Source organism: Pseudomonas fluorescens Q2-87, assembly GCF_000281895.1.
Taxonomy (GTDB): Bacteria; Pseudomonadota; Gammaproteobacteria; order Pseudomonadales; family Pseudomonadaceae; genus Aquipseudomonas; species Aquipseudomonas fluorescens_S.
Genome location: NZ_CM001558.1, coordinates 3,288,473 through 3,313,639, shown reverse-complemented (window position 1 = coordinate 3,313,639; position 25,167 = coordinate 3,288,473). Strand labels below are relative to the sequence as shown.

Annotated in this window: 19 protein-coding genes and 1 pseudogene; 7 read left to right on the top strand and 13 right to left on the bottom strand. The window is 62.1% G+C overall.

Features of this window, described 5'->3' with window-relative positions; translation table 11 throughout:
* Positions 1–91: 91 nt before the first annotated feature.
* From PFLQ2_RS13095 to PFLQ2_RS13105, 3 genes are read left to right on the top strand one after another with little or no spacing between them, the layout of a single operon-like run.
* Positions 92–1,501, top strand: coding sequence for a circularly permuted type 2 ATP-grasp protein (locus PFLQ2_RS13095; RefSeq protein ID WP_003182106.1), 1,410 nt, complete (start codon positions 92–94; stop codon positions 1,499–1,501).
* Between the two features lie 3 nt (positions 1,502–1,504).
* Positions 1,505–2,455 (top strand): alpha-E domain-containing protein, encoded by a 951-nt coding sequence (locus PFLQ2_RS13100; RefSeq protein WP_003182105.1) that lies wholly within the window; start codon positions 1,505–1,507, stop codon positions 2,453–2,455.
* Entirely contained in the window at positions 2,452–3,246 is a 795-nt protein-coding gene (locus PFLQ2_RS13105) for a transglutaminase family protein (RefSeq protein WP_003182103.1), read from the top strand. The genes PFLQ2_RS13100 and PFLQ2_RS13105 overlap by 4 nt, the downstream gene beginning before the upstream one ends.
* A 114-nt stretch (positions 3,247–3,360) precedes the next feature.
* Here the strand turns inward: PFLQ2_RS13105 and PFLQ2_RS13110 are convergent, their stop codons facing one another.
* Positions 3,361–4,104 carry a GntR family transcriptional regulator gene (locus PFLQ2_RS13110; protein ID WP_003182100.1) on the bottom strand — a complete coding sequence of 248 codons (744 nt, stop codon included), beginning with the start codon at positions 4,102–4,104 and terminating at the stop codon, positions 3,361–3,363.
* Positions 4,105–4,238: 134 nt separating this feature from the next.
* Between PFLQ2_RS13110 and PFLQ2_RS13115 the strand changes: the two genes are divergently transcribed.
* The 4 genes from PFLQ2_RS13115 (at position 4,239) to PFLQ2_RS13130 (ending at position 9,264) form a co-directional block, all read left to right on the top strand.
* Positions 4,239–5,078, top strand: coding sequence for an ABC transporter ATP-binding protein (locus tag PFLQ2_RS13115; protein ID WP_003182099.1), 840 nt, complete (start codon positions 4,239–4,241; stop codon positions 5,076–5,078).
* Positions 5,075–6,076, top strand: coding sequence for an ABC transporter substrate-binding protein (locus PFLQ2_RS13120; protein WP_003182097.1), 1,002 nt, complete (start codon positions 5,075–5,077; stop codon positions 6,074–6,076). Before PFLQ2_RS13115 ends, PFLQ2_RS13120 begins: the two co-directional genes overlap by 4 nt.
* A gap of 7 nt (positions 6,077–6,083) precedes the next feature.
* Positions 6,084–6,833, top strand: a complete 750-nt coding sequence (locus PFLQ2_RS13125) for an ABC transporter permease (RefSeq protein ID WP_003182096.1) — start codon at positions 6,084–6,086, stop codon at positions 6,831–6,833.
* Between the two features lie 61 nt (positions 6,834–6,894).
* Positions 6,895–9,264, top strand: coding sequence for a hypothetical protein (locus tag PFLQ2_RS13130; protein ID WP_003182094.1), 2,370 nt, complete (start codon positions 6,895–6,897; stop codon positions 9,262–9,264).
* A 37-nt stretch (positions 9,265–9,301) separates the two neighbouring features.
* Here PFLQ2_RS13130 and PFLQ2_RS13135 read toward each other — a convergent pair whose 3' ends face one another.
* From PFLQ2_RS13135 to PFLQ2_RS13190, 12 genes and pseudogenes are all read right to left on the bottom strand, one after another.
* Complete coding sequence (locus tag PFLQ2_RS13135; RefSeq protein WP_003182093.1) at positions 9,302–10,357, bottom strand: hypothetical protein; 1,056 nt, start codon at positions 10,355–10,357, stop codon at positions 9,302–9,304.
* 32 nt (positions 10,358–10,389) lie between these two features.
* On the bottom strand, positions 10,390–12,201 hold the full coding sequence (locus PFLQ2_RS13140; protein WP_003182092.1) for a hypothetical protein: 1,812 nt from the start codon (positions 12,199–12,201) through the stop codon (positions 10,390–10,392).
* 3 nt (positions 12,202–12,204) lie between these two features.
* Positions 12,205–13,506, bottom strand: coding sequence for a hypothetical protein (locus PFLQ2_RS13145; protein WP_003182091.1), 1,302 nt, complete (start codon positions 13,504–13,506; stop codon positions 12,205–12,207).
* An 18-nt stretch (positions 13,507–13,524) separates the two neighbouring features.
* Positions 13,525–14,448 carry a hypothetical protein gene (locus tag PFLQ2_RS13150; protein WP_003182090.1) on the bottom strand — a complete coding sequence of 308 codons (924 nt, stop codon included), beginning with the start codon at positions 14,446–14,448 and terminating at the stop codon, positions 13,525–13,527.
* Positions 14,449–14,510: 62 nt separating this feature from the next.
* On the bottom strand, positions 14,511–16,892 hold the full coding sequence (locus PFLQ2_RS13155) for a hypothetical protein (RefSeq protein ID WP_003182089.1): 2,382 nt from the start codon (positions 16,890–16,892) through the stop codon (positions 14,511–14,513).
* 12 nt (positions 16,893–16,904) lie between these two features.
* A complete protein-coding gene (locus tag PFLQ2_RS13160) occupies positions 16,905–18,044 on the bottom strand; it encodes a hypothetical protein (protein WP_003182088.1) in 1,140 nt (379 codons plus the stop codon).
* Entirely contained in the window at positions 18,014–19,468 is a 1,455-nt protein-coding gene (locus PFLQ2_RS13165) for an alkaline phosphatase family protein (protein WP_003182087.1), read from the bottom strand. Before PFLQ2_RS13165 ends, PFLQ2_RS13160 begins: the two co-directional genes overlap by 31 nt.
* The gene (gene eboE / locus PFLQ2_RS13170; protein ID WP_003182086.1) at positions 19,458–20,687 is read right to left on the bottom strand and encodes a metabolite traffic protein EboE; all 1,230 of its coding nucleotides are present in this window, start codon (positions 20,685–20,687) and stop codon (positions 19,458–19,460) included. Before eboE ends, PFLQ2_RS13165 begins: the two co-directional genes overlap by 11 nt.
* A complete protein-coding gene (locus tag PFLQ2_RS13175) occupies positions 20,684–21,568 on the bottom strand; it encodes a TatD family hydrolase (RefSeq protein ID WP_003182085.1) in 885 nt (294 codons plus the stop codon). Before PFLQ2_RS13175 ends, eboE begins: the two co-directional genes overlap by 4 nt.
* Positions 21,569–21,606: 38 nt before the next feature.
* On the bottom strand, positions 21,607–22,380 hold the full coding sequence (locus PFLQ2_RS13180; protein ID WP_033046043.1) for an EboA domain-containing protein: 774 nt from the start codon (positions 22,378–22,380) through the stop codon (positions 21,607–21,609).
* Entirely contained in the window at positions 22,377–23,267 is an 891-nt protein-coding gene (locus PFLQ2_RS13185; RefSeq protein ID WP_003182083.1) for a UbiA family prenyltransferase, read from the bottom strand. Before PFLQ2_RS13185 ends, PFLQ2_RS13180 begins: the two co-directional genes overlap by 4 nt.
* Positions 23,264–25,137 (bottom strand): annotated as a pseudogene (locus tag PFLQ2_RS13190) (3-dehydroquinate synthase). Before PFLQ2_RS13190 ends, PFLQ2_RS13185 begins: the two are co-directional and overlap by 4 nt.
* Positions 25,138–25,167: the final 30 nt, after the last annotated feature.

Genomic DNA, 25,167 nt, shown 5'->3' with positions numbered 1-25,167 from the left:
AGAACCGCACTCATCAAGACAAGGCAAGGCCAGACCATCGGAATGACGAAGTAATAAGAAATGCCGTGTAGAACGCGGCTGGGAGTTGGCTATGCCCCACGCTTTTTTCAATGAAATGTATGACGCCCAGGGTAACTGCCGCCCGCACTACCAAGCCTTTTCACGCTGGCTGGCGGACACCCCCCTTGAACTGCTCGAACAACGCCGCCGCGAAGCTGACCTGTTGTTCCATCGAGCCGGTATCACCTTCACCCTCTATGGCGACGAGCAGGGCACCGAGCGCTTGATCCCGTTCGACATCATTCCCCGCAGCATCAAGGCCAGCGAATGGCAGACCGTCGAGCGTGGCTGCATTCAGCGAGTCCAGGCTCTGAATATGTTCCTGGCCGACATCTACCACGGGCAACACATCCTCAAAGAGGGAATCATCCCGGCGGAACAGGTACTGGCCAACGAGGGTTACCAGATCGCAATGCAGGGCCTGAACCTGCACCGTGGCACCTACGCCCATATCGCCGGCGTCGACCTGGTTCGCGACGGTGACGGCAGCTACTACGTGCTGGAGGACAATTTGCGCACGCCCAGCGGCGTGAGCTACATGCTCGAAGACCGCAAGATGATGATGCGCCTGTTCCCTGAGCTGTTCGCCGCCCAGCGCGTGGCGCCGATCGATCATTATCCGAACCTGCTCCTCGACACCCTCAAGAGCTCCAGCCCGCTGGACAACCCCACCGCCGTGGTCCTGACCCCGGGTCGTTTCAACAGTGCCTATTTCGAACATGCGTTCCTGGCACGAGAAATGGGCGTGGAGCTGGTGGAGGGCGCCGATCTGTTCGTGCGTGACGACCATGTGTACATGCGCACCACCGCCGGCCCTCGGCAGGTGGATGTGATCTATCGCCGACTTGACGACGCCTACCTCGACCCGCTGTCGTTCAACCCCGATTCCATGCTGGGCGTGCCCGGGCTGATCGCAGTTTACCGAGCGGGCAATGTGGTGCTGGCGAACGCGGTTGGCACAGGCGTCGCCGATGACAAGTCGATCTACCCCTACGTCGACGAGATGATCCGCTTCTACCTCACTGAAGAACCGATCCTGAAGAACGTGCCCACCTGGCAATGCCGCAAGCCCCAGGACCTGTCCCATGTGCTGGCGAACCTGCCCGACCTGGTGGTCAAGGAAACCCAAGGTTCCGGCGGCTACGGCATGTTGGTCGGCCCGGCCGCCACGGCCGCGGAGATCGAAGATTTCCGTGCTCGGCTCAAGGCCCGCCCCGAAGCCTACATCGCCCAGCCGACCTTGAGCCTGTCCACGTGCCCGACCTTCGTCGAGAGCGGCATCGCGCCGCGCCACATCGACCTGCGTCCGTTCGTGCTGTCGGGCAAGGAAACCCGCCTGGTGCCAGGCGGGCTGACCCGCGTGGCGTTGCGCGAAGGCTCGCTGGTGGTCAACTCGTCCCAGGGCGGCGGCACCAAAGACACTTGGGTAGTGGAGGACTAAGACATGCTTTCAAGAACCGCTTCGGACCTCTATTGGATGTCCCGCTACCTGGAGCGCGCCGAGAACCTGGCGCGCATGCTTGAAGTCAGTTATTCGTTGTCGCTGATGCCTCAGGCCGGACGCAGCGATGGTCATGCCGAACTGGCAATGTCGCTGTTGGCGGCTGGCACGCTGGATGACTACAACGCGCGTTATGACGCCCTCAACAGCGAGCGCATGCTGCATTTCTTTGCCCTGGATGAAACCAATCCCGGCAGTATCTACAGCTGCCTGCGGGCGGCACGGGCCAATGCCCATGCGGTGCGTGGACGCATCACTGCCGACATGTGGGAGAACATCAACGCCACCTGGCTGGAGATGCGCAACATCGCCAGCAACGGGCTGGGCCGCTACGGCATCAGCCATTTCTGCGAATGGGTCAAGGAGCGCTCGCACCTGTTCCGCGGCGCGACGTCGGGCACGATCATGCGCAACGACGCCTACTGCTTCATTCGCCTCGGGACCTTTATCGAGCGGGCGGACAACACTTTGCGCCTGCTCGACGCGCGCTACGAAATGTTTGGCGAGGAGTCGGAAGAGGTCAGCGACAACTCGGCACGCGGTTACTACCAGTGGAGCGCCTTGCTGCGGGCCTTGTCTTCGTTCGAGGCGTTCAACGAGATCTACCGTAACGCGCCCAACGCCGAACAGGTCTCGGAAATGCTCTTGCTGCGGGCCGACGTACCGCGTTCGCTGCACGCCTGCATCGAGGAGCTGGACCACATCCTCGCCAGCCTGCCCGGCAACAACGGCAGGCCGGCGCAACGCCTGGCCGCTGAGCTGAACGCACGCCTGCGTTATTCCGGAATCGATGAGATCCTCGCGTCGGGCCTGCATCAATGGCTGACCGAACTGATCGACCAGATCCGCCACTTGGGCCAGACCGTTCACGAGTCTTACTTGGAGGTCGTATGAAACTGTCCATACGCCACGACACCACTTATAGCTATGCCGATGAGGTGTGCACCAGCATCCAGTTCCTGCGCTTGACGCCCAAGGACAGCCAGCGCCAACGCATTCTTGAATGGCACTTGGAGCTGCCGCGGTTGGTGCGCAGCCAGATCGACCCCTACGGCAATATCCTGCACGTGATGACCATGGACGAACCCCACGGCGCCTTGGTGCTGACGGCTTATGGTCAGGTGCAGATCGATCAGACCGTGGAGAAGGAGACAGACAGCCAGTCGCCATTGCCGTTTCTGCGCACCAGCCGCCTGACCCAGGCCGATGACGTGCTCAGCGCGTTTGCCTTGGAGCAGTGCGGGGCACGGCGTGATCGTGCGGCGCTCACCGACTTGATGAACGCCCTGGCGGCACGCATGCCCTACAGCCCTGGCACGACGGCGGTCAGCAGCACGGCCGCCGAGGCGTTTGCCGGTGGGACGGGGGTTTGCCAGGACCATACCCACGCGTTCCTGGCATGCGCGCGCAGCCTGGGTATCCCGGCGCGTTATGTCTCCGGTTATTTGTGCACCGAAGATGAGAGCCACCTGGCGAGCCACGCTTGGGCTGAAGCCTGGCTGGATGACGGCTGGTACAGTTTCGACGTGACCAATCGCCTGACCCGTCCCGACCGCCACCTGAAACTGGCGGTCGGCCTGGACTACCTCGACGCCTGCCCGGTACGCGGCATGCGCCGAGGCGGCGGGGCAGAGCAGATGCAGGCGCGGGTCCAGGTGAACTCGATGGTGCAGGTGCAGCACTGATCAAGAGACGTTAAGGCTGAAGGCCTCATCGCGAGCAAGCTCGCTCCCACAGGTTCCGCACTTTGGACCCCTGTGGGAGCGAGCTTGCTCGCGATGGCGGTGTGTCAGGTGACTTCAACCGCTCGAACCGGATTTGAACACCCCGCTGAGGACGAAGGCGTAGCGCTCCGGGCGGATAAAGAACGTCGTGCGGTCGCAGCAGCGGCCATCGGCAAAATAGGACGTGCGCTCCATGACCAACAACGCGGCCCCGCGCTTGATGTGCAGCGCGCTGGCCAAGCTCTTGTCGGCTTCTTGAGCACGGATGGCCAGGTCGGCGCGGGTGACCGCCATGCCGGTGATTGACTCGAGGATGGAGTAGATCGGTTGGTGTTCGACTTCCGCCCAGGCCACGCTGCCCAGCTCGGCGGGCAGGTGACTGCGTCCCAGGGCGATAGGTTCATCGTCGACCAGGTGCAGGCGCTCCAGCAGCAGGCAGTCGCCCGTCGCTTCGAACACCCCGCGCAGGTTTTCTGGAACAGGCTGCAAGGTATGGCTGAGCACCCGCATGCTCGGTTGCAAGCCCTGCAACAACAACGCCTCATGAAAGCTGCGCAACGCATCGAGGCCGTGGCGTACCTGCTTGGCCGCGACAAAGGTGCCTTTGCCCTGTTTGCGTTCCACCACGCCGTCATCGCTGAGCTTGCCCACCGCCAGGCGGACCGTGACGCGGCTGACCCCGAACCGCTCGCCCAATTGCGCCTCGGACGGCAGCTTGCCGCTGGGCTCGAAGTCGCCGCGTTGAATTTCCTCCAGCAACCGATGGGCAATCTGTTCGTAAAGCGAGGTGGTGCTGTCGCGCAGAATGGACGTGGACACTGTCAGCTTCCATGGCCTTGAGTGGGGCAGGGTGCCTTCACTTCTAAGGTTATAAAAATAGGTTATTGGGACAACTTGTATTAATACGTATTATGTCAGGCGTTCCCATTGTAAACGACCTGACGACACTTGCCATGCTCAAACCACTTTCTCACCCAAGGCCGCAGGCCGACGCGTTGACGGTCGATGGCATCAGCTTCAGCTACCCCAACGGGCATCGGGTGTTTTCCTCGTTCAGCCTGAACGCCAAGCCCGGCGAGTTCGTCGCCATCCTCGGGCCGTCCGGCTGCGGGAAAACCACCTTGTTGAACCTGCTCTCAGGTTTCGTTCAGCCACAAAGCGGCCGGGTCACCCTCAACGAGACCGCGGTACGCCCGGAGCGTTCTGAGTTGGGGTATGTGTTCCAGGCGCCGCAACTGTTTCCCTGGTTGAGCGCCCTGGAAAACGTCCGTTTCGGCCTGCGGATGAGCGCCCAAACCGACGAATCGCAGCAGCGTGCGCAGGCATTGCAATACCTGCGCCTGGTCGGTCTGGAAAGTGCGGCGCAGCGGTTGCCGCACCAGCTTTCCGGCGGGATGCAGCAGCGTGTTTCCCTGGCCAGGACCCTGGCATTGGAACCCAGCGTCTTGCTGATGGACGAGCCGTTTGCCGCGCTCGACGCCATCAGCCGCAACAGCATGAACGAAGAGACCTTGCGCATCTGGGCCGAACTGGGCCAGACGGTGCTGTTCATCACTCACGACATCGATGAGGCGGTGTTCCTGGCCGATCGGGTCATCGTGCTCAACATCGCGCCTGGCGGTATTCATAGCGAGCTGGAGATCGATCTGCCGCGCCCTCGCACCCATCTGAAAACCCGTCGCCTGCCCGCGTTTCTCGATTACCGCAACGAGCTGATGGAGCGCATCGCCTACGTGATGGACGCGCCCCACACCACTGTTCACCCCACCCCTCGACTCGAGCTGACCGCATGATCAAACGTTCGCTGCTTGCCCTTACCTTGTCTGCCGCCACGTTGGCCGGCAGCACGTTCGCCGTGGCCAACGAGGAGAAAACCTTGCGTGTCGGGTATGTCTTCGCCATGGCCAACGCGCCGGCGCTGATTGCCGACAAACAGGGTTACTACCGCGAGGAAGGCTTGAATGTCGACCTCAAGGCGCTGGGCGATGGCCCGGTGATCCAGCAGGCGCTGGCCGCCGGCGAGCTGGACATGGCCTACGTCGGCACGCCGCCGGTGTACCAGTGGTTTTCCCGGGGGCTGCAAAGCCGGATCCTGGCGAAGGTCAACTACGGTCAGGCTGCGGTGATCGTCGACGCGAAGAGTCCGATCACCACCCTGGAAGCACTCAAGGGCAAGAAACTCGCCGGAGTGAAGAAGGGCAGCGGCATGGATGTGCTGTTGCGCGGTTATGTGCTGAAGGAAAAGGCCGGGCTCGATCCTGACAAGGACCTGGACATCATCGACATGCCGCCGGGCAACATGAACGCCGCCCTGGAGCGCGGCATCGTCGACGCCGCGTTTTCCTGGGAACCCTTCGTCAGCCAGTCGGTGCTGCGCGGTTCGAGCCGGATCCTGCTGGACGTGAACCAGGTGCTGCCCCAATACCCGTGGTACGTGGTGATTGCTTTGCCAAAGACCTTGCAGGAACGCCCGGACGATGTGGTGAAGCTGCTACGCGCCCATCGCAAGGCCATTGCCTTCCTCAACGAACATCCCGCCGAGTCGAACCGGTTGATCGCTGAGGCGTTCAAGCTCGAAGCGGTGCAAGGCCTGGACGGCAAGACCATCGCGCCAGAAGCCATCGTCGCCCAGGCCCGCACCCGACTGGGCTGGTCGGCGGACTTGCAGGCGACGGATATCCAATTCATCCAGCGCCTGATGGACTACTCCCATGATCTGGGTTTTATCGACACCACGCTCAAGACCGAACAGATCGTGGATACCTCCTTCCTGGAAAAAGCCGCGCATTGAGTCCGTCATGTCCTTGCCAAAACCGAACTGGGGATGGGCGTCGCTGCCGTTCCTGCTGTTGATCTGGGTGGCCCTGGCCAGCCGCTTTCCCACCTACATCCTGCCGCAGCCCTGGGATGTCGCTCGCGAGGCCGTGCGCTGGCTGGGCGATCTTTCGCTGTGGCAACACCTGCGAGCCAGCGTCCTGGAAGAACTGGGTGGTTTCTGCGCGGCGGTGGTCGTTGCGCTCCTGCTGGGAACGGCCGGTGGATTGTCCTCACGCTTTCGCGACTTCATTTCGCCGCTCAACAGCTTGTTCATGGCCATCCCACCCATCGCTTGGGCGCCGCTGATCATGATCATTTTCGGCCTGGGTTATGTCTCCATCGTGCTGGTGATTTTCATCGCCGCGATGTTCCCCATGGCGGTGACCATCCAGGAGGGCGTACAGAGCATTCGCGGCGGTGAAGTCCGAGCGGCGCGCACCCTGGGCGCCAATTCGTGGCAATTGCTGGCTCATGTCTACCTGCCGGCCTCGTTGCCGTTCGTGACCGCCGCCTTGCGCATCGGCTTCAGCCAGGGCTGGAGGGCGTTGGTCGCGGCGGAAATGATCGGCGCTTCCCAGGGCATCGGCTGGATGGTGTCCACTGGCGGGCAGATCGGCAACAGCAGCCAGGTACTCCTGGGCATCGTCGTGATCGGCCTGATTGCCTGGCTGATGGAAAGTTTTGTGTTCCGGCGCATCGAGCGCCACTACCAGAAATGGCGCGTGCAATAAGCCCGGCCCCTAGCCTCTCAATTCCTTCAAATCTTCAGTGAACCATTGCCCGAGGTGTCATGTGAGTAACGTTTTCGATCCCCGCGAAGCCGGGCACTACATCGCCCCGCAAGGCCTGTACGAGCGCAACAAGCAACGCCCGTTCCTGGGCAGTGTTCACTGCGACCGGGACACGCTGGTGGCCGGGCAATGGGATGAAATCACCCTGGTCTACGAGGTCGGCGGCAGCGGCCTGGCAGACGGTGCCTGGCTCAAGCTGGCCTTCAAGTTCTACTCGGACTGGGCCTTGTTCCAGACCTCGAACCCGGCCGGCCCCAACTATGTCAGCGCCGAATATCACGCCGGCGAGTTGGTGCCCGGCCAGAGCCAGGCCACGGTGCAGCACCTGAAAGTGCGCTTCGACCAGAAGGGCCATGAACGACCATTCCAGAAGGCGATCATCATCGACATCGTCGACGGTTATCTGAACCCGGGAGACAAAGTCATCATTCGCCTGGGCGACCGTCGCCAGGGCGGCGCCGGAACGCGGGTGCAGAGCTTCGTCGAGAAAGACTTCCGCTTCCGCCTGTTCATCGACCCATTGGGCAGCTCGAAATTCGCCGAGGTGCCGGGCGACCCGTTGCTGGATATCGTGCCGGGGCCGGCGCAGAGCGTGCAGGTGATCGTCCCTCGGCTGGTCAGTGCGGGGGAGGCGTTCGATGCGTTGGTCAGGGTCGATGACGCATGGGGCAATACCTGCCGCCACTTGCCGTTGAGCGGCGTGCTGACCCTTGTCGATCCTGAAGGGGGCGAGCGACGACAGCCGTTCACGTTGGCGGCTGAAGGTTGGGCAACGGCCCGGATCGAGGGGCTTGATCTCGCCGCCGTAGGGGAGTGGCGGCTGTCCGCCGAAGTGGATGCGCCTTTTGTTCGCGGCGCCCAGGCCTTCGTCACCGTCGATCCGGCCGGCACAGCCTTGCGCCCGCTCTACGCCGACCTGCACGTCCACTCCGATGACACCGTGGGCACCAATGATACGTTGTACAACCTCAGCTACGGCCGTGATGTCGCCGGGCTCGACATCCTCGGCTACACCGCCAACGACTTCAACATCACCGAGCAGCGCTGGGACCAGGCGGTCAGGCTGATCCACGAACTCAACGAGCCGGGCCGCTTCGTTTGCTATCCCGGCACCGAGTGGTGCGGTAACTCCTGCGCGGGCGGGGATCGTAATGTGGTGTTCCTCCATGACCGCAAACCCGAGTTCCCTTTTGACAACCAAGGGCGACTGGTGCGCTCCTTCGAATGGAACGAGTTCACCGCCGGCACCATCAAGCCGGGCGCCTGGCCGGTGGACGAGTTGTACGCGGCCTACGCCAAGGACCCCGAAGGCCACCTGATGATGCCCCATGTGGGCGGTCGCCGTTGCAATCTCGACTGGCACCATCCCGAGCTTGAGCGGCTGTTCGAGGTTGGCTCGGCCTGGGGTCAGTTTCATTGGGTCTATGCCGAAGCCCTGCAGCGTGGCTATCGGGTCGGTGCTGCGGCCAACAGTGATGAACACCAGGGCCGTTGCGGTGGCGGCGTGCCGGCCACGGCCGTGTTCGGCTCGCGGGGTGGGCTGACCGGCGTGGTCGCCAGCGGTTTTGACCGGGCCAGCGTCGGCAAGGCCCTTCGTGCCCGGCGCACCTTCGCCACGACCGGCGAGCGCTCGTTTGCCAGCTTGCGCCAGGGTCGCCATTTCATGGGCGAGGTCTTCACTGCCGATTCGAAGGCTGTGCTGGATTATCGGCTATTGGGGGAATCCGGTTGGGAGCAGGTCGATTTGTTCGACGGCGACCGATTGATCTGGTCGCGCAACCTGCATCAGGAGCTGGGGTTTTCCACGCAACGCATTCGCCTGCGCCTGGGCGGTGCGCGGATCAAGGATCGTTATCGCGGCGCCTACTGGACCGGCGAGATCCGCATCACCGGGGCGGTTATCAACGGTTTCCGCGCCTTGGGCCTGGATCATCCCGAGCAGACCGTCTGGCGCAAGGAGGCCACGGTCCTGGCCTTTCGCACCGACACCAACGGCGACACCGACAGCATCGAAATCGACCTGTCGCAACTGGCCGGCGCGACGCTGCAGGTCCACAGCCGCATCGATAACTACGTCAAGGTTGGCGATCCGTCTGAACCGCAACCCTACGTGCATGCCCCCACGGTGCTGATCGAGGTATCCGGCGAACAGCTGCTGGCGCAATCGCAAGTGATCCAGGAGCTACCGGGTGCGGAACTGAAGGTGTCCCTGGAAAGAACCACCGCTGCGCCGTTGCCGCGTGAGTTGCAAGGGACAATCGAACTGGCCCGGTTGAACCTGGAACCCGGCCGCGAACATCCATTGTTCATCTGCGCCCGCCAGCGCGATCAATCCCGCGTCTGGACCTCGGCATTGTTCCTTACGCTGTAGGCGCCCGGGCCGCCGCACTGAACCTGCCGGTATGGGTTCAGAGCTGCACCCGACGAAGCCTGCCTCTTAATGGCACTACCTTTTCATCTGGGGTCGGCAGGGGGCGACCGAGCAGCCCCATGCCTTCGCTGATCAATACCGCGTCCGGCAGCAGGCACAGGTTGGAAGGGGTATCCAAGCCGCGGGCGAGCACCGTGACCTGGGCCGTTGGCAAGTTGCAGCCCAGCAATCGCCCGCTGAAGCGGGTAAAGCCGCCATGCAAGGGTTCGCCATTCCAGTCGGGCGGCAAGGGCTGTTGCAGGCCCGCGCAGAGTTCCAGCACCAACAGGTTCCCGTCGGGGCGCAGCGCTAACCCGGTGGGCAATTGCAGGCCGCGTATCAAGACGTCGATCTCGCCGGTGGCGGGCCATACCCGAACCACCTGGCCTGCCTTCTCGGCGAAGTCGATGCCCTTGCGGGCCGGGTCGTCGTGCAGTTCTCCCGAGAACAGGCTGATCAGCACGGCGTCCGTCGCCGGTTCATACACCAGCGTAACGGGAACGGCTTCCTGGCCTTGGTCCAGTTCGGGCAGTTCGGCCAACACGCGCTCCACCTGACCGGTGGCGAACTCCACCAACTGATTGGTATCGGGCTTGACCGCGAGCCAACTGCGGCGGGTCGGGTGATAGCACAGCGCATTCAGGTTGCCACGGCTATGGAACACCGGTTCGGGCGGTGTGTATTGCAGGTCCAGCAGCTTGGAACCCTCGACATAATCGGTCTGGCTGACCAGGCAGCGCCCGTCACCGAAAGCGACGTCCGACACGCCCATGATTTCATCACGCATCATGCGCGCCTGCATGTTCATGGCGCGAAAACCATCGGCGACTGTTTCGCGGGGCAGATAGGCGCCCGGTTGGTGCGGATCCGCTCGCAATCGACTGATGCGGCCGCTGAAGGGCTGGTCGGGCAGCCCCGTGCCGGCTTCGGTGAACAACAGGCTGCCGTCGGCCTCCAGGCACAGGCCACGAGGGTTCAGCAGGTCCTCGGCGATGATTGTGCTCGGGCGCAAGGTTTCGCCCGGCTGGGCGGGGATATGCAGGGGCGCGGGCATAGGTTCTCTCCATGAACAAAAAGGGGACGCTTTCATTGCGGTGCTTGCCACGGTTCACCGGTGAGATAGGCCCGCAGCAGTGCCCGCTGGCAAGGCGACATCGAGCGCACCACGGGCATGAACAGCGTAGTGCCTTTGTAGGCATCGGAGGTGCGGGCGAGGATCGGGTTCTTCGCGCCCATGATGGCGTCGGGCTGATTCAGCGGGATGTAGCGCGACATGGCGGGGAACGCCAGGTAGTGAAAACGCAGGACGTTGGGGTACATCAGCGGCCAGGTGATGATGGTGCCCTTGGGAATGCCGAAGTCGGCCTGCGCGTATTTGCGAAAGTTGGTGAAATAACTGCTGCTTTCAAGACCATTGGCCGTGCAGGTCAGGGCGACGAAACCCGCCTGGGCGGCGCTATTGGACTTGAGGCTCACTGGAAAACTGACTGAGAGCTGACCGGCGGTTACGCTCAGCGAGGCCGGGAAATCGAGGAAGTCCCAATATTGCGGCTCGTCATACGATGCAATCGCCGACGCTTGCAGGCCGATTTCGGTCGTGGCGGGGACGGGGCCGCCCAGGAATCTGACTTGAAGGGTGATCGACAGGCCGTTGGCGTAGTCCTCCAGGTAGACGTTGCGCTGGTCGGCGTAGAGCCGATAGGGCGATTCCGTGGCTTGCAAAGTGGTGTTGGCAACCTTGCCAGGCGCACTGATCGTCAGGACGGTGCTCTGTGCCGCCAGCTTCTGGCTGGCGGTCATGGGCAGGTCGACGATACCGCCATAGACGTAGTAGTCGAGCAGGGGAGAGCTGGTCGGCTCGAGGGTGGCCAACACGGTAGTGCCTGCGCTGATAGTCACGGGGCCATAGTTCGCGTTGGGCCCGATAGGGCTGGTGATGTCGTCCCTGACGGCCCTGAAGGTTTCCTTCGGAATGACATTCACCATGTCGATGCTCAGGTAGCCGTTGGTGCCTAGCTCGGCATAGCCGGCATTGCTCGTATCCTGGTTGACCAACTGCCGGCCCGGCTGGCAGTTCAGCGGCTCGTCGGCGAAGGCCGGGGCCAACGTGCCGATGACACGGCCGATGCTGGGGTTGGGGGTGTATTTACCGGCGGCGTAATCGGCGTCCAGTTGGGCGGTGGTCATCGTGGGGCACATTTCGAACATGACGAAACGCAGGACGATGCCCGTCGCGCCCGGTGCCTGGATGATCGAGCGCAGGCCGCTGCTGTTCTGGTTCCAACTGACGATGCTGCTCAAGGGGAACGTCAACTGGAACGTGCCGCTGGCGTGGAACGATCCTGGCGCGTCCATTTTCGCCGGCAACAGCACACGTCCCTCCACGTCAAAACTGTTGCACACGGTATTGCTGCGGATCAGCAATTGGATGTTGTCGTTGCCACCGATCTGCAGGCCGCCGACGAAGATCTGGGTCGTTGTCGAGGCGGTGGGGTCCAGGTCCACCATCATCGGGCCGGAAACGGGGCCCTGGCCGGTTACCGGATCCACCGAGCCGAGCAGGTACACGGCCTGGCCCACCAGGTCGCCGGTGGTGTTGATGCTGCCTGGATTGCCCTGGGAGCTGATCAAGGCGTTCTGCATGTCGACGACGTGCTGCCCGTAGTGGTTCCAGCCACCGAGGGTGTATTTGTCCTTGCCTTGGGGGGTATTGATGATGTCGTTCAGTTGATCGTCGGTGCAGGACTGGGCACTCGGCGCCACGGTCGAGGTGGTCAGGTCGAAGAGCGGCCATGCCGGATTGCCGTCATAAGCAATGGTGCGCGAGTTGTTCGGGACGCTGACGTCGGTGCGGATACCGCCCCAGAAGTTCAGCCGTGGTCCATTGAGAATGCTCATGATCTATTTCCCGTCCTGGGTGGTTTTGGCGGCAGGTGCGTTGGCGAATTTGAACAGGTAGGAATAATCGGCCTTGTAGGGGCTTTTGACCGGTGTCGCCATCGAGTGGCAATTCATGCAACTGCTGTTGGGCTGGATGTAGCTTTCCATGGTCACGTTGGCCGAAAGGGCGGGTGTCGGCTGGCCCAGCGGGTTGCTGGGATTGTCCGGCATCAACGGGCGCTGGGTGGTGATGAGCTGGTAGTACTTCAAGGCGCTTCGTTGCAGCCCCGGGTCGCTGCGGTAACGGCTGTTGACGCCATTGGTGATGTCAGCGATCGGGGTAAACCGGTTGAGCGGGTTCGGGGTCTGGAACGTGGTGCCGGGTTTCGGCACGCAGACAAGATGTGTGCCTTGGGTCTGCCAGTCGCAGGGCGATTGGTTGAGGGTGGCAGGGGGCGCGGTGGCGTTGAAGTAGGAATAGGCGATGCCGGAAGTCGGTTGGTCAACCCATTGACCGTTCACCAGTGCCTTGGATGGGACGTTGTCGATCTGCTCGAACGTCGACCAGATCCACTGCGGATAGCCGTTCACCTTGGTGATGATGTGCAGGCCCACCAGGCCCAGGTAGGCCTCGGTGACACCCGTGCGCTGGCCCTGGTCGTCGAACGTGGCCACGCGGGCGAGCATGGTCAGGTAGTGGCTGGCGTTGTCATGGGGGGTGAGGATGCGCCAGCTCGATTTGACCTCGATAACGCCATTGGGGAAGAGGATGTTGCTGGCCTTGGAAACCACCGCGGCGTTGTAGAAGCTGTTGGCAACGATGTAGTTGTAGGAGGTTTCGTTGGCGGAGATGTCGTAGTACGTCGGGTTGCCGGCCTGGTCGATCAGCCAGCCGCCGACGGCTTGGTCGACGGCATTCACCTGGCTGCTGTTTTTCAGCGCGGCGATGTTGATGATGCCCAGGCTCTTGGCAAGCTGCGGGGTGTTCCATGGGCCTGGATCAGCCCCCTGTGGCAGGAAGATTTCTTCCACGGTCTTGTAGGTCTGCCAGACGGTGTAGCCAGGGTCCCCCGGTTGTTTGCTGCAGTCGGGATCGCCGCGCTGCCCCGCCTGGACGGGCCAGTTCAGCGCTATGAACAGCTGCCAGCTGTATTGATCGAACAGGTCCTGACTGGCTGTGGCGGTTGGTGCTGAGCTGGGAGGCTGGCAATTGAGATTCGTGGCGAGCGCTGACGGCGTGGCTTGCTGGGACTGCTCCAGTGCCAGGCCCGGCAGGCTGGCCAGGCCCAGCAGTATCAGGGTGAAACGGATTGTGGTTTTCATGGCGATCCTTCGACGGGGTCAGGGTTTGCGCTGCATGAGCTTGTTCCACTGGGCCTTCTGGCCGTTGCCCTGCGAAGCCGGCGGCTCGAACAGTTGGCAGGGCGGAGGATTTGCCGGGCACATCGCGGCCACCTGCGCCCAGGTCTTGGCCGGGTCGGGTTTGGCGATGCGAAAGTGGGTGTAGTTCTGGCTGACGATAGGGGCGTTGGCGACGCTGGCGTCACCGGAGAAAAAGAACGACTGGGGCTGCCGGTAAAGCGGCTGTCCGGACATTTTCTTGTAGAAGGCATAGCCGAACAGGATCGGACCTTGCGGCGAGTCCAGGTCCAGGGCGTAGGCCTGCACGCTGCCATCGAGGTTTTTGCTGCGCGCGGCGCTGTAGGGCAGGTGCTGGATGAAGTCTTGCCGCGGCGGATGATTCATCGGCGAAAACATGCAGCAGGCTGGCATGTCCTTGGGGCGATCTTGCGGGTAGGTCAGGAAGTACGCCTTGTTGCCCAGGGACACGAAGGAGCAGGTGTAGTTGTTGTTCTTGATCGGGAAGATCGGCAGGCAGTATTTCTCGTAGTGCTCCATCATCGCCCCGAAGCCGTCGCCATCGGCCGGGATATAAGCCGTGTCGTAATAGCTGGTGCCCCGGGAGACGGTGTAGTCCGCCGGTGTCAGCGTGGCCGGGGGATTGCTGTAGGGCGGCGGGTTTTTTTCGTAGTTGTGCATTACCCGGTACATGGTCCAGTCGCTGATCCAGGCCGCCGGGAAAAACGGATCGGAAGGCTCGCCCGGGGTACGTTTGGCGATGCAATTGCCGTTCTGTTCGTTGCAACCCTCGGTGTTGTGCACGCCCATGGTGAAGTACACCACGCCGCTGTCCTGTTGGGCAAAGAGCCCCGGACTGAACAACAGGATCAGTAACAACAGTCGGTTCAAAATGCAGGCTTTCATATCGACACTCCTGTGCAGTGCCGGGCGGCGGGCTCGCCACCCGGTGATCCTGGGCGAAATCGTCAAAGGCCGTTGTAGTCACTCATGCTGAGTTTCTTGGGCGGATAGTTGAATTTCACCAGGCGCTTGGCCCACAGCTCCAGGACGGCGCGGCGGCTTTGGGACATGTCCCGGGTGATGGGCATCGCAAGGGTGCTCTGGTCCTGGTAATCCTTGCTGATCAGCAAGATCAATTGGTCGACTGCGCCCTCCACGCGCGTCCGGGAATTGAGCGGCATGAACTTGTTCATGATGGGGTACAGGTAATAGAAGGTCTGCAGGATCTTTGGATAAATGAACTTGTCCCACAGCAGCTCTGGAGCGTTTGTCTTCTCGTAGATGGCGTTCCAAGTGTCGATGAAGTCCTGTTGCAACTGCATGTCCAGTGGCAGCACCCGTATCGGTGCGAGGAAGTCGACGTAGGCCTGGGTGATCGGGAAGCTGAACGGAATGGCCGGTTTTTTGCCGTTCTCCTGCACGAAGAAGCGCAAGGTAGGGAAGCCTGGCGCCACTGCCCGGCAGCCTATCTGGGCGATGCCTTGGGCGTTGGTGGTGATGACGGCGTAGGAGTAACTGACGCTGCTGGCCTTCTTGTCCTGCAGTGTACCGGTGCCATTGATGCCTTTGTCGAAGGCCAGGCAGGGGCGCAGGTCGACGGCGACCGGGGTACCGGACGTTCTGAGGAAGTCTTGATACCCGACCGGGTTGCCCACGGGTTCGGGCACGTCCTGCAGGTCGGTCAGCCGGCGACCGCTGCCGGTGCTTCGATAGAGGGCGACCTTAGGTGCGTCGATGAACTGCGGCAGGTTGGCTGTATTGTTGATACGGGCCGACGGGTAGTCGTAGAACAGCGTGAAATCGGCCGCATTACTGAAAGCCAGGTAGTAATGGCTGCTGGTCACCATGTAGGGATTGCCGTACTCCGCCACATACAGCGTGGTGTTGACGGCCGGCAGACCATTTTTCTGCACCATGATGCTCAGCGTCTTGCGGTCACCGACATCGATGAAGCTGCCGCTCTCGATGACTTCCGCGGTCCACAGTTGCTGGCCGGCGGCCATCTTCGGAGGGGCGGCCGGGATGCGCTGTTGCAGCAGCAGAGGACCGGACTGCAGCAGTGCCTTGGCTTCGGGGTTGAGCGTGAGGTCGAGGATGCCTGAACGTAGCTCGAAAGCCGATTGCTGGTATTTATCGAAGCCGAAGCCGATCCCCGCCATGAACCGTCCCTTCTGGCGCACGCCCAACAGGTAGTCTCCGGCGTGGAATTTCTCAGGGACCAGGATGTCGGCTGCGGGGTCCACGGGATAACACGGGAACGTGTTGCTCAGGTCCAGCGACAGGGTATTACCGTTGATCTGCGCCGAGATCACCCCCAATGGGACACTATGATTTCCATCGGGACCCGGTTGAACGACCGAGATTGGCTGGGTGGGTACCAGGCGGACCCCGGCGGGAGCGGTGGGGTATTCGTTGGCGAGCCACAGACCGAGCACCGCCGAGGTGCGGCTGTAGGCGGGGTTGAAGAAAATCTGGTTGACGTTGTTCAAACCTTCCCTGTACAGGTCACGCACTTTCGCCATGATGTCCGGGTGGTTGGAACGGGTGTTGGGGCGCTGCGTGTAATCGTTGAACACACCGTTCTTGTCGTAGCAGGTCAGGTAGGTTGAAAATCGGAACATCAGACCCTGTGCCCCTTGCTGCGTCATCTGCTGCTGGAGGTTGGCCAGCAGACGCGAGCTGCCAATCGCCCATTCCAGGTTCTCCTTCGGAAAGCAGGTCTGCCAGGTGGTGCTGATGTTCACCAGGCTACCCAGGGCTCCCCAATTGAAGTTCAGGAAGCGGTCCATCATCCGATACTTGCGGTTGAGGGTCAGGCCGCAGGACGTATCCCCCAGCACCAGTTTGTCGAAATACAATGCCGTGAACGTGTTCTGCCATGGGCTGATGTCCACGAAGCGCGCCGGGGTCGGGGCGGAGCTGCCCAGAGGGCTGCCGAGTAAGTGGTATTGCGCGCCGATCAGCGAATCCTGATCGATATAGGTATTGGCCTGCAGCTCGCCACCGATGATGGTCGAGGTGGTTTTCCCGTAGTTCACCAGACCGCAACCGTTATCACCGAACAGATCCCATTCGGCGGGCATGTACGGGTCATGCTTCGGATTGATATTGCCTGGCACTTGTTGCACATAGATCGGCATGTCGGCCATGTACTGCGTCGAGAGAGTCCATGGCATCAGCCTGTCGGGGGCATTGTGGGGGTCGATGCCGAAGTGCTTCACGAACGGCCAGTTGATGTCCATGTTGACCGCGTCGTACAGCGGGAACATGTCATTGTTGTTGGCCGTCGGCGGGTTCCAGAACATCTCGCCGTTGAGGTAGATGCGGGGGAAATTCAATATGCTCATGTCGTGCTCTCCTTAGCGTTGCCACTGGGCGTGTTTCAACGACCAGACAAAATCCAATTTTTTGTAGCCGACGAAGGCCTTCTCCGGCAGCGGTGTAGTGGGATAGGTGAGACCGCCTGAGGTCGGGATGGCGAAACTGAAGTAACCGTTGTTCTTCGAGTAGGCGGCGGTGCCGTGGCAAGCCAGGCAGGACGAAGTGTCCTGGAATGCCGACTCCAACTGCGAGTTAGCCAGGACCTGGGTAATGGGCTGGAATTGCACGCCGATCAACTGGTACTTCGACAGCGTCGGGTTATTGGCCTGGAACCGGGCGTTGACCGGTTTGGCGTCCGCTGTCGGCCCGGTGCTGTTTGTCATCGGCGCAGGCGGATAGTCCTTGTTCACGGTGTACTTGGGGTTGTTGAGATTTTCGAAGGTGGTCCAGACCCAGTCGGGGTTCAGTTTGTTGACCACATGCAAACCGCTCAACGCCGCATAGCCGACCTTGTACCCGGTGCCCACGGCGTAGTAGGCCTGGGCCACGTAGTAGCCATCTTTTTCCAGCTGCTTCTTGTAGTTCGCGTCCGTGCCGATCCACAGCCAGGCGGTTTTCAACTCCCAGGCCGTGACCGGAAAGTTCAGGTTGCTCGTCAGGGCCTCTTGACCATTCACGTTGTAGACATTGGTTTTTACGATGTAGTCGTAGGTGTCCTGGCCCATCAGCAGTTGAAAGCGCACTACGTGACCTTGTTGTGCGGCAGGCACGGCAGCGCCGCCCATGGCCAGGCTCAGGCCGTCGACCTGCTGTACGGCGTTGATGTTATGCAGGAGACGGTTCGGGTCCAGCCCCAGGGCTTTGGCTTGCCTGAGCACCTCGCTCGGTGGCTTCATGCGGCTGTCATACGAACCGGGGTTGGCGCCATTGGCCAGATAGACCTGATCGGAAGGCTTGAACAGCTCCCACTGACGGCTGTAACCCTTGGCGTCGGACTGGTTCAAACAGACGAACCAGTTCCAGGCCATGGTCTCGGGGCTGTCGGTAAACGCCTTCCGGGTCGTGTTGATGTCGGCTCCAAATTGCAGGAAGTTGCTGCAATTGAAGTTATTGGCGTTCTGTGCCTGGGCCAAACCGGCCAGGGCACTTAGAACAGTGATGGAAATGGCTCGCCGCATGGAAGCTCCTTGGCATTCGCCGTATCGGCATGAGGGTGCCCCAGGAAATGTTCGAGGAGCAGTTGCTTCACCGCCGTGGCCGCAAGGTGCTGTGGCAACGGCAGATCACAATTGGTGATGAGCAGCGGGCCTGTCGTTTTACTCGCGGGCAGCCGACCGTGGCTGCCGCGGACCAGGCGGGTGTCCAGTGGAATCAGGTCCATGTAGTAGCGAAAGCCGAGCTTTTTCTGCAGCAGGCGGCGCGCCACTTTCAATTTCGGGAAGCGAATGGCCGGGTCGACGAACAGCTCGAGCGGGTCGTAGCCCGGCTTGCGATGGATGTCCACGGTGCGGGCAAAATCCGGGGCCTTGCGATCGTCGAACCAGTAGTAGTAATCGAACCAGTAACCGGCTGCGGCCACGGCCACCAGCTCACCGCTGCGAGGATGATCAAGCTGCCAGGCCCGTTGCTCGGTTTTATCCAGCACCCGTTCGACGCCGCTCTGGCGCTGCAACAGCGCCTTGACACGCGGTATGTCTTGCGCCTGTTTCACGTAGATATGCGCGATCTGATGATCGGCCACGGCAAAGGCCGCACTGGCACCAGGATCGAGCAATTCCCAGGTCAATGATTGGCGCACCTGCAACAGGTCTTCGGCCCGCAACACTCGGTTGATGGAAATGGACTGCGTGACGGCCTCGATCCCGTATTCGGACAGCAGCATCACCGCCGCGCCTTGGGCCTGGGCAAAGGCGAGCAGACGGCCCACCTCACTGTCGATGGCCCGCACCTCGTCGGCGATCGACGGGTGATCGGGCCCCAGGCGTTGCAGGCTATAGTCGAGGTGGGGCAGGTAGATCAATTGCAGATCGGGGCGGTCGAGCTGGAATTCAGCGATGGCGCAGTCGACGATCCAGCGGCTTGAGGCGATGCCGGCCGCCGGGCCCCAGAAGCCCGGGAAGGGAAACTTGCCGATCTGCTGTTCGATACGCTCGTGCAACGAGGCCGGCGTCGAATACAGGCCGAACTCCTTGCGGCCATCAGCCGGGTAGTGCGGTCGCGGGGTGATGGCAGCGTCCACATCCGCATACATGTTGTACCACCAGAACAACTGGCTGCAGCGAAACCCGGGCCGCTGGCGCTTGATGGTCTGCCAGACCTTTTCCCCTTGGATCAACGCGTTGGGTTGCAGCCAGAAACGCACTTCGGCCTGATCGCGCAAATACCAGCCATTGCCGACAATGCCGTGCTCCGATGGCGGCAATCCGGTGAGGATCGAGGCCTGCACCGTAGACGTGACGGCCGGGAACACCGGCTGCAACGTGGCCATTTTTGCGGTCTTCAACAGGGCGTTGATGTGCGGCGTCGCATCCCCGAGCAAGGCGGGCGTCAGACCGACCACGTTAATCAGCAGCAGCGGCTGACAAGGCTGTTCAGAGGACATCGGCGCAGGCCTCCAGCCCATGGGGCTGCAGCAACTGCCGCTGCCGTAGTTGCTCTTCGACCCAACGCAGTTCGGCCACGATTCCCTGGAGTTGAGCGTGCTCGGTGGTGGGGCGCAACTGGCTGGGCAGGACGCCCCAACTGTAGGTTTCCACTTCGAGTACCGGGCGAAAATCCCCATGGTCCGCGAGGAAGTCGAAGGTCTGCGACAGGGCAATCTGGCTGCCGCTGAGTTCCGGCAACAGCAATTGCTCGCTGAACAGCGGGATGTGGAAATGAATCCTCAATTCGGGGTGGGAAAACTGGTTATTCTCATGCTCATCCAGGGCTGCGGGCAGGTCCGGCCAGGCCGATAATGGGGACTGGCCATCGCGTGCCTTCACTTGATGCAGGTAGGTCGGCTCGGCAAAGCTGCTCAATGTCTTGAGTACGTGCTCGCGGCGCTGGGCATCTTGAGGCAGGCGACAGATCAGGGCGTTGGACAGCTGGATCTTGCCGATGGGGACCTGGGCCTGACGCAGCCGGGCCAGCGATTCATAGCAGTTTTCGAACATCACCGCCTGATGGCAGACGTCAAAGCACAACGCCAGATGTTCATGGTGTGGGTCCATGGCCTGCCAGTGGCGGAAGAAGGCGATGGCTTGGTCGGTGTTTTCCAGCACGCAATCGGGCTCCATCTCCAGGCAGACCAGGATTTTCTTGCCCGTCTCCCGTTGCAGCCGGGCCAGCGCGGCGGTGAGCTCGCGCAGTTGTTGCTCGGCCTGTTGCTGCAACGTCGGGCTCCAATGGGCGGCGTAGCCCAGCGGCACGCTGGAGATCACCCCCTGGTGACAGTCCGCTGGCAGGGCCTGGGCGAGAAACCGGGCCAGGTCCATGCTGTACGCCAACCGCTGGGGGGCGGCCCAACTGGGCCGGTAGACGTCGGCTTTCACTGCGCCCTGGTGAAACTGGCCGTAGGGAAACCCGTTGAGCGAGGTCAGGCGCAGCCCGCTGCGTTGCAGCAGGTCGAGGAAGTCGGTGCGTGCCGAGGCGTGTTGGAGTTCGGCGGCGGCGCGGGCGCTGATCCACATTCCGCTGTCCTGCCTGTCCAGCCCGCGCAGGGTTCGTACGGTCTGGAAATGCCGGTCGATGGATGCACGCAGCCCGCCCAGGTCATGGGTCGGGTGCACGTTGCTGCAATAACCGATCTGCGTGGCAGTCCAACCCATGGCAGCGCTCATTTGATCACCGGCTCCTGGCCGCGCAGGGCCGAGTTTTCCTGCCACTGCCGCCGCTGGTCGATAGGCAGGGGCGTGCCGACCAAGGCTTTGTCCAACTGGCCGCTCTGGGCAAAAAAGTCCACCGGGTTATGGAACAGCACTTGCTCGACCTGGGCTTCGCTGAAGCCGGCCGTCAGCATCGCCTGGCCGGTCTTGGGCACCTTGAGCGGGTCGCTGATGCCCCAGTCGGCGGCGCTGTTGACGACCATTTTTTCGGTGCCGTACTGCTGCAGCAGGGCGACCATGCGCTGTTCCGACATCTTGGTGTTGGGGTAGATGGAGTGGCCGCGCCAACAGTCGCTGTCCAGCACCAGGGGCAGTGTCAGTTCATTGAGGTGGTCGATGATCACCAGATGTTCGGCGATACCGACCTCGCGAATGACCGCAAGGGTGCGTTTGGTACCGCCGATCTTGTCGCGGTGCGGCGTGTGCACCAGCACCGGCAGATTGAATTGCCGGGCCAGCTCCAATTGAGCGGCGAGGAAGCGATCCTCCTCCGGCGTGATGTCGTCGTAGCCGATTTCGCCCACTGCCACCACACCGTCCTTCACCAGGTAGCGCGGCAGTATCTCGAGCACCTCATTGGCCACCGACAGGTCGTTGGCCTCCTTGGGGTTCAGGCCGATGGTGCAGAAGTGATGAATGCCAAACATGCTGGCGCGAAAACGCTCCCAGCCCAGCAGTGTGTCGAAGTAGTCAATGAAGCTGCCGACACTGGTCCTGGCCTGGCCCTGCCAGAAAGCCGGCTCGATGATCCCGGTGATGCCGGCGGCCGCCATGTTCTGATAGTCGTCGGTGGTGCGGCTGACCATATGGATGTGCGGGTCGAAGTACTTGAGCATGGTGAATCCTCGTCGTATGGGCAGGGACGGGCGGGGCATCAGTTCGGCGAAGGGCCGTCCAGGTGAACCCGCCATTGCAGCGGCAAGCGTTGTTGCTGGCTCAGGCCGGCCAGGCGCTGACGTTGCGCCGGGCTCAGCAGGTCGAAGGCGATCACGTGGGGCAAGCCGGCGGACACCGTTCGTTCGGCGGCGAGTTGTTCGTCCAGCAGGTCGAGGGCCAATTGATTGAGGGTGACGCCTTGTCGGTGCGGCAGGCCGACCAGGCGCCGCACATCGAGGCCCATGCCCAGCGCCTTCAACACCAGTTGGTTGAAGGCTCGTTCGTCGTAATGACGCGACGGGTAGGCGTTGTCCAGGGCGAGGGCGGCGAACACCTGGCTGTTGCAGGTGCGCCCGGCCTGAAGCGCAAGGTCGACGCACACCCCACGGCTATCGAACCAATCGAGGGCTTTCAAGGTGGCGATCTTTTCCTGATCGTCGCCCCACAGGAACAACTGGCGTAGCAAGGGCACTTGTTCGCCGAGGGGCTGCTGCTCCAGCACTTGGGCCAACATCAATGCCCGCGCCAGTTGCACGTTGCTCCAGCCCTCGCTGTCGGGCAGCGCACACTCTTTGAGGTTGCGTTTGCATTGGCTGCTCAAGCGCGCTGCGGTGTTGGCGTCCGGGCGTTGGGCAAGCTGCTCTTGGGCCTGACGCCACCAGCGCCGTTCGATTTCATCGAGCGGATGGGTGAAGTTTTGGCGTTGCGTGTTCAGGCAGTCGTGGCGCATTTGGAGGGCCGGCGATGCCTGCGCCGTGAGGTCCGTGTTCATGTTGGTTTGACCCAGCGCTGGAAATGAGGGAGCAGGAAAAACACCAGTACACAGAGCAGGCTGCCCAATGGTTGGTCAGCCACGGCCAGCACGAGGGCATCGAACAGCGGCAGGGCCGCCAGGCCTGCGCCGATAAAGGCGCGGACCTGTCGTTGCCGCGGGTTGGCGAGGTTGCGCCAGTAATGCCAGCCCAACCAGCCGAGCCATATCAGTAACACCGGCCAAAACCAGACGTTGTCGCTATAGATCGCCAGGGCGAGCGGACTCAGCATCAGCAACAGGGGCAGGCGGCTGATCAGTTGGTTGCGGTGTTCCTGGCGAGCCAGGTAGGTCAGGCCGCTGATGTAGACGCCCAGCAGCAGGGCACAGAGCCAGATCGGTTGCGCCGGCACCGCCAGGCTTGCCGCTGCGGTGAGGTAGAGCGCCGAGCGGCAGGCACCCATCAGCCAGACACTGTGGGCGTATTTCTTGTGCAGCAGGTTGTAGCCCAGGATGCAGCTCACCAGCAGGATGGCGCTGCCGACCAGCCAGTGCGGCTGCTCGATCAGCCGGCTCAGGCCCAGCAGCGAGGCCGCGGCCAGCACCAGCAGCAACGCCGTGGCCAACCGTACTTGCTGGCGGCTGACCAGGCCCAGGGCGATCGGCCGCGGATTATGATGTTGTTGGTCCCAGTCGGCGTCCAACAGATCATTCAGCAACATACCGGCCAGGTATAGCAGCGACAATGCTGCCAACAGCAGGATCCACGCCAGGGAAGACGGCGGTGCCAGGGCGCCGGCGCTGCTGGCCAACAGGGCGGCGGCCAGGGTATTGGTCCACACCGTGGGCAGGTTGGACACGCGGCCGAGGGTCATCCAGGTCTTGAGGTCCAGCGACGCCTGGCTCATTGCGCACACCCCTCGTTCAGGGAAAGTCCAAGGTCGACCTGGGTGGACAGCCGCTGTAGCGCCTGCTCCATTCGTGCGGTATCGATTTCGTGCACGTCCACCGACTCACCGATCCGGTTGAGCATGGGGATGGAGAGTTGGCCGCCCAGATGCTGGCGGAACTCCTCCAGCCCGAGCAAAACCTGCGAGCGCCCTTGGGCGTCTTTCAAGGTCAGTTCCGGCGGGTTCAGGCAGAAACCGAGCTTGAGCAGCAGATGCAGCAGCCGTTCGGTGTCGCTGTCGCTCAACAACCCCAGGGCGTTGGCATAGAGCCCGTCAAGGGCCATGCCCACCGCGACGGCTTCACCGTGGCGTAGCCGATGGTGGCTGAGGTTTTCCAGTTTGTGGGCGGCCCAGTGCCCGTAGTCCAAGGGGCGCCCGTTGCCGCGCTCGAACGGGTCACCGGCGCCTGTGATGTGCGCCAGGTGCAATTCGGCGCAGCGGCGGATCGCGTAGCGGCTGGCTGGATGATCGAAATGGGCGAGGGCGTCGGCCTGTTGCTCCATCCATTGGAAAAAACCTGGTCTTTGATCAGCGCCACCTTCACAGCCTCGGCCAGCCCGGCGATCTGGTCGCGTCGGGTCAGGCTGGTGAGCAATTGGAAGTCGTTGATGACGGCGGTGGCGGGGTAGAACGCTCCCAGCAGGTTCTTCTGGCCGAAGGCATTGATGCCGTTTTTCACACCGATACCGGCGTCGTTCTGGGCGAGCACCGTACTGGGGATACGTATCAGGCGAATGCCGCGGTGAAACGTCGCGCAGGCGTAGCCCACCGCATCCAGCACTGCGCCGCCGCCCAGGGCCAGCACATAGCAATGCCGGTCCAACCCATGCTGCAGCATGTCGCTATACAGGCGTTGCAACACTTGCGAATCCTTGCTCGACTCGCCGGCTGGGACCGCGATTGTCGGGGCCTGCAGATGCAGATCCGGGAAATGGCTGGCGAAGTAAGCGTTGATTTGCACGGGCAGTTGCGGGGCGCTTTGCAGCAACTGTTCATCGGCGAATACCAGCACCGTCACCGGCCCCCTGTGCCCAGCCATGAGCTGGTGGTGCAGGCAGGGATTGAGCGGATCGAACAGATGATCGGTAAACAGCACCGGGTAGTCGTAGCTGACCTTGAAGCGTCCGTGCAAGGGTGGGTCCGCGTCGTGCCGGCGCAGGGACTTGAACAGGCTGTAACCAGCGATAAAAAGCCCCGGCAATACCATGCTGGCGAGCAGCGTCACCAGCAACGCGTTCTGTTCGACGAGGAAGGCGCCGATGGCGGTGTAGGCCAACGCGAGACCGGCGTTGGCCAGCGTGGTGACCAGGATGAACGGGCGCAGTGGATAGCGTTGCATGCCGGCGGCGACGACCGATGTTTCCGCGAGGACCGGCACGCCGCGCAGACAGATCAGCGAGAGCGTGCCCAACCGATAGGCCAGTTGCCCGGGTTGGCGCTGATGCAGGCCCAGGCGGCCGGATAGCAGGCGTAGATAGCCGGCGCCCAGCGCATAGCCCAGTCCGGCGCCAAGGCACAGCCCGATGAAAATCGCCAGGTAACCCCCCAGGCTGCCGAGCATGGCCACGGCCAGCAGCGCGACCATGCTCGATGGGACCGGCAGCACCACGTCCAGTGCCAGCAGGGCGATCAGCAGCAGCGCCAGGTTGAATTTCTGCGAGGGTGTGGAGGGCAGGTACAGGTTGAGATGGGCCAGGAAATCCTGGATCTGTTGTTCGAACAACAGGAAGCTGGCGATCACCAGGCCAGAAAAGCAAACCAGTGACAGCCAGAAATGTCCGGCTGCTCCTCTTTGCGAGAGCAAACGATACCCACGGCCATGCTTCATCAAGCATCCCTCTTGTTGTTATGACTGATT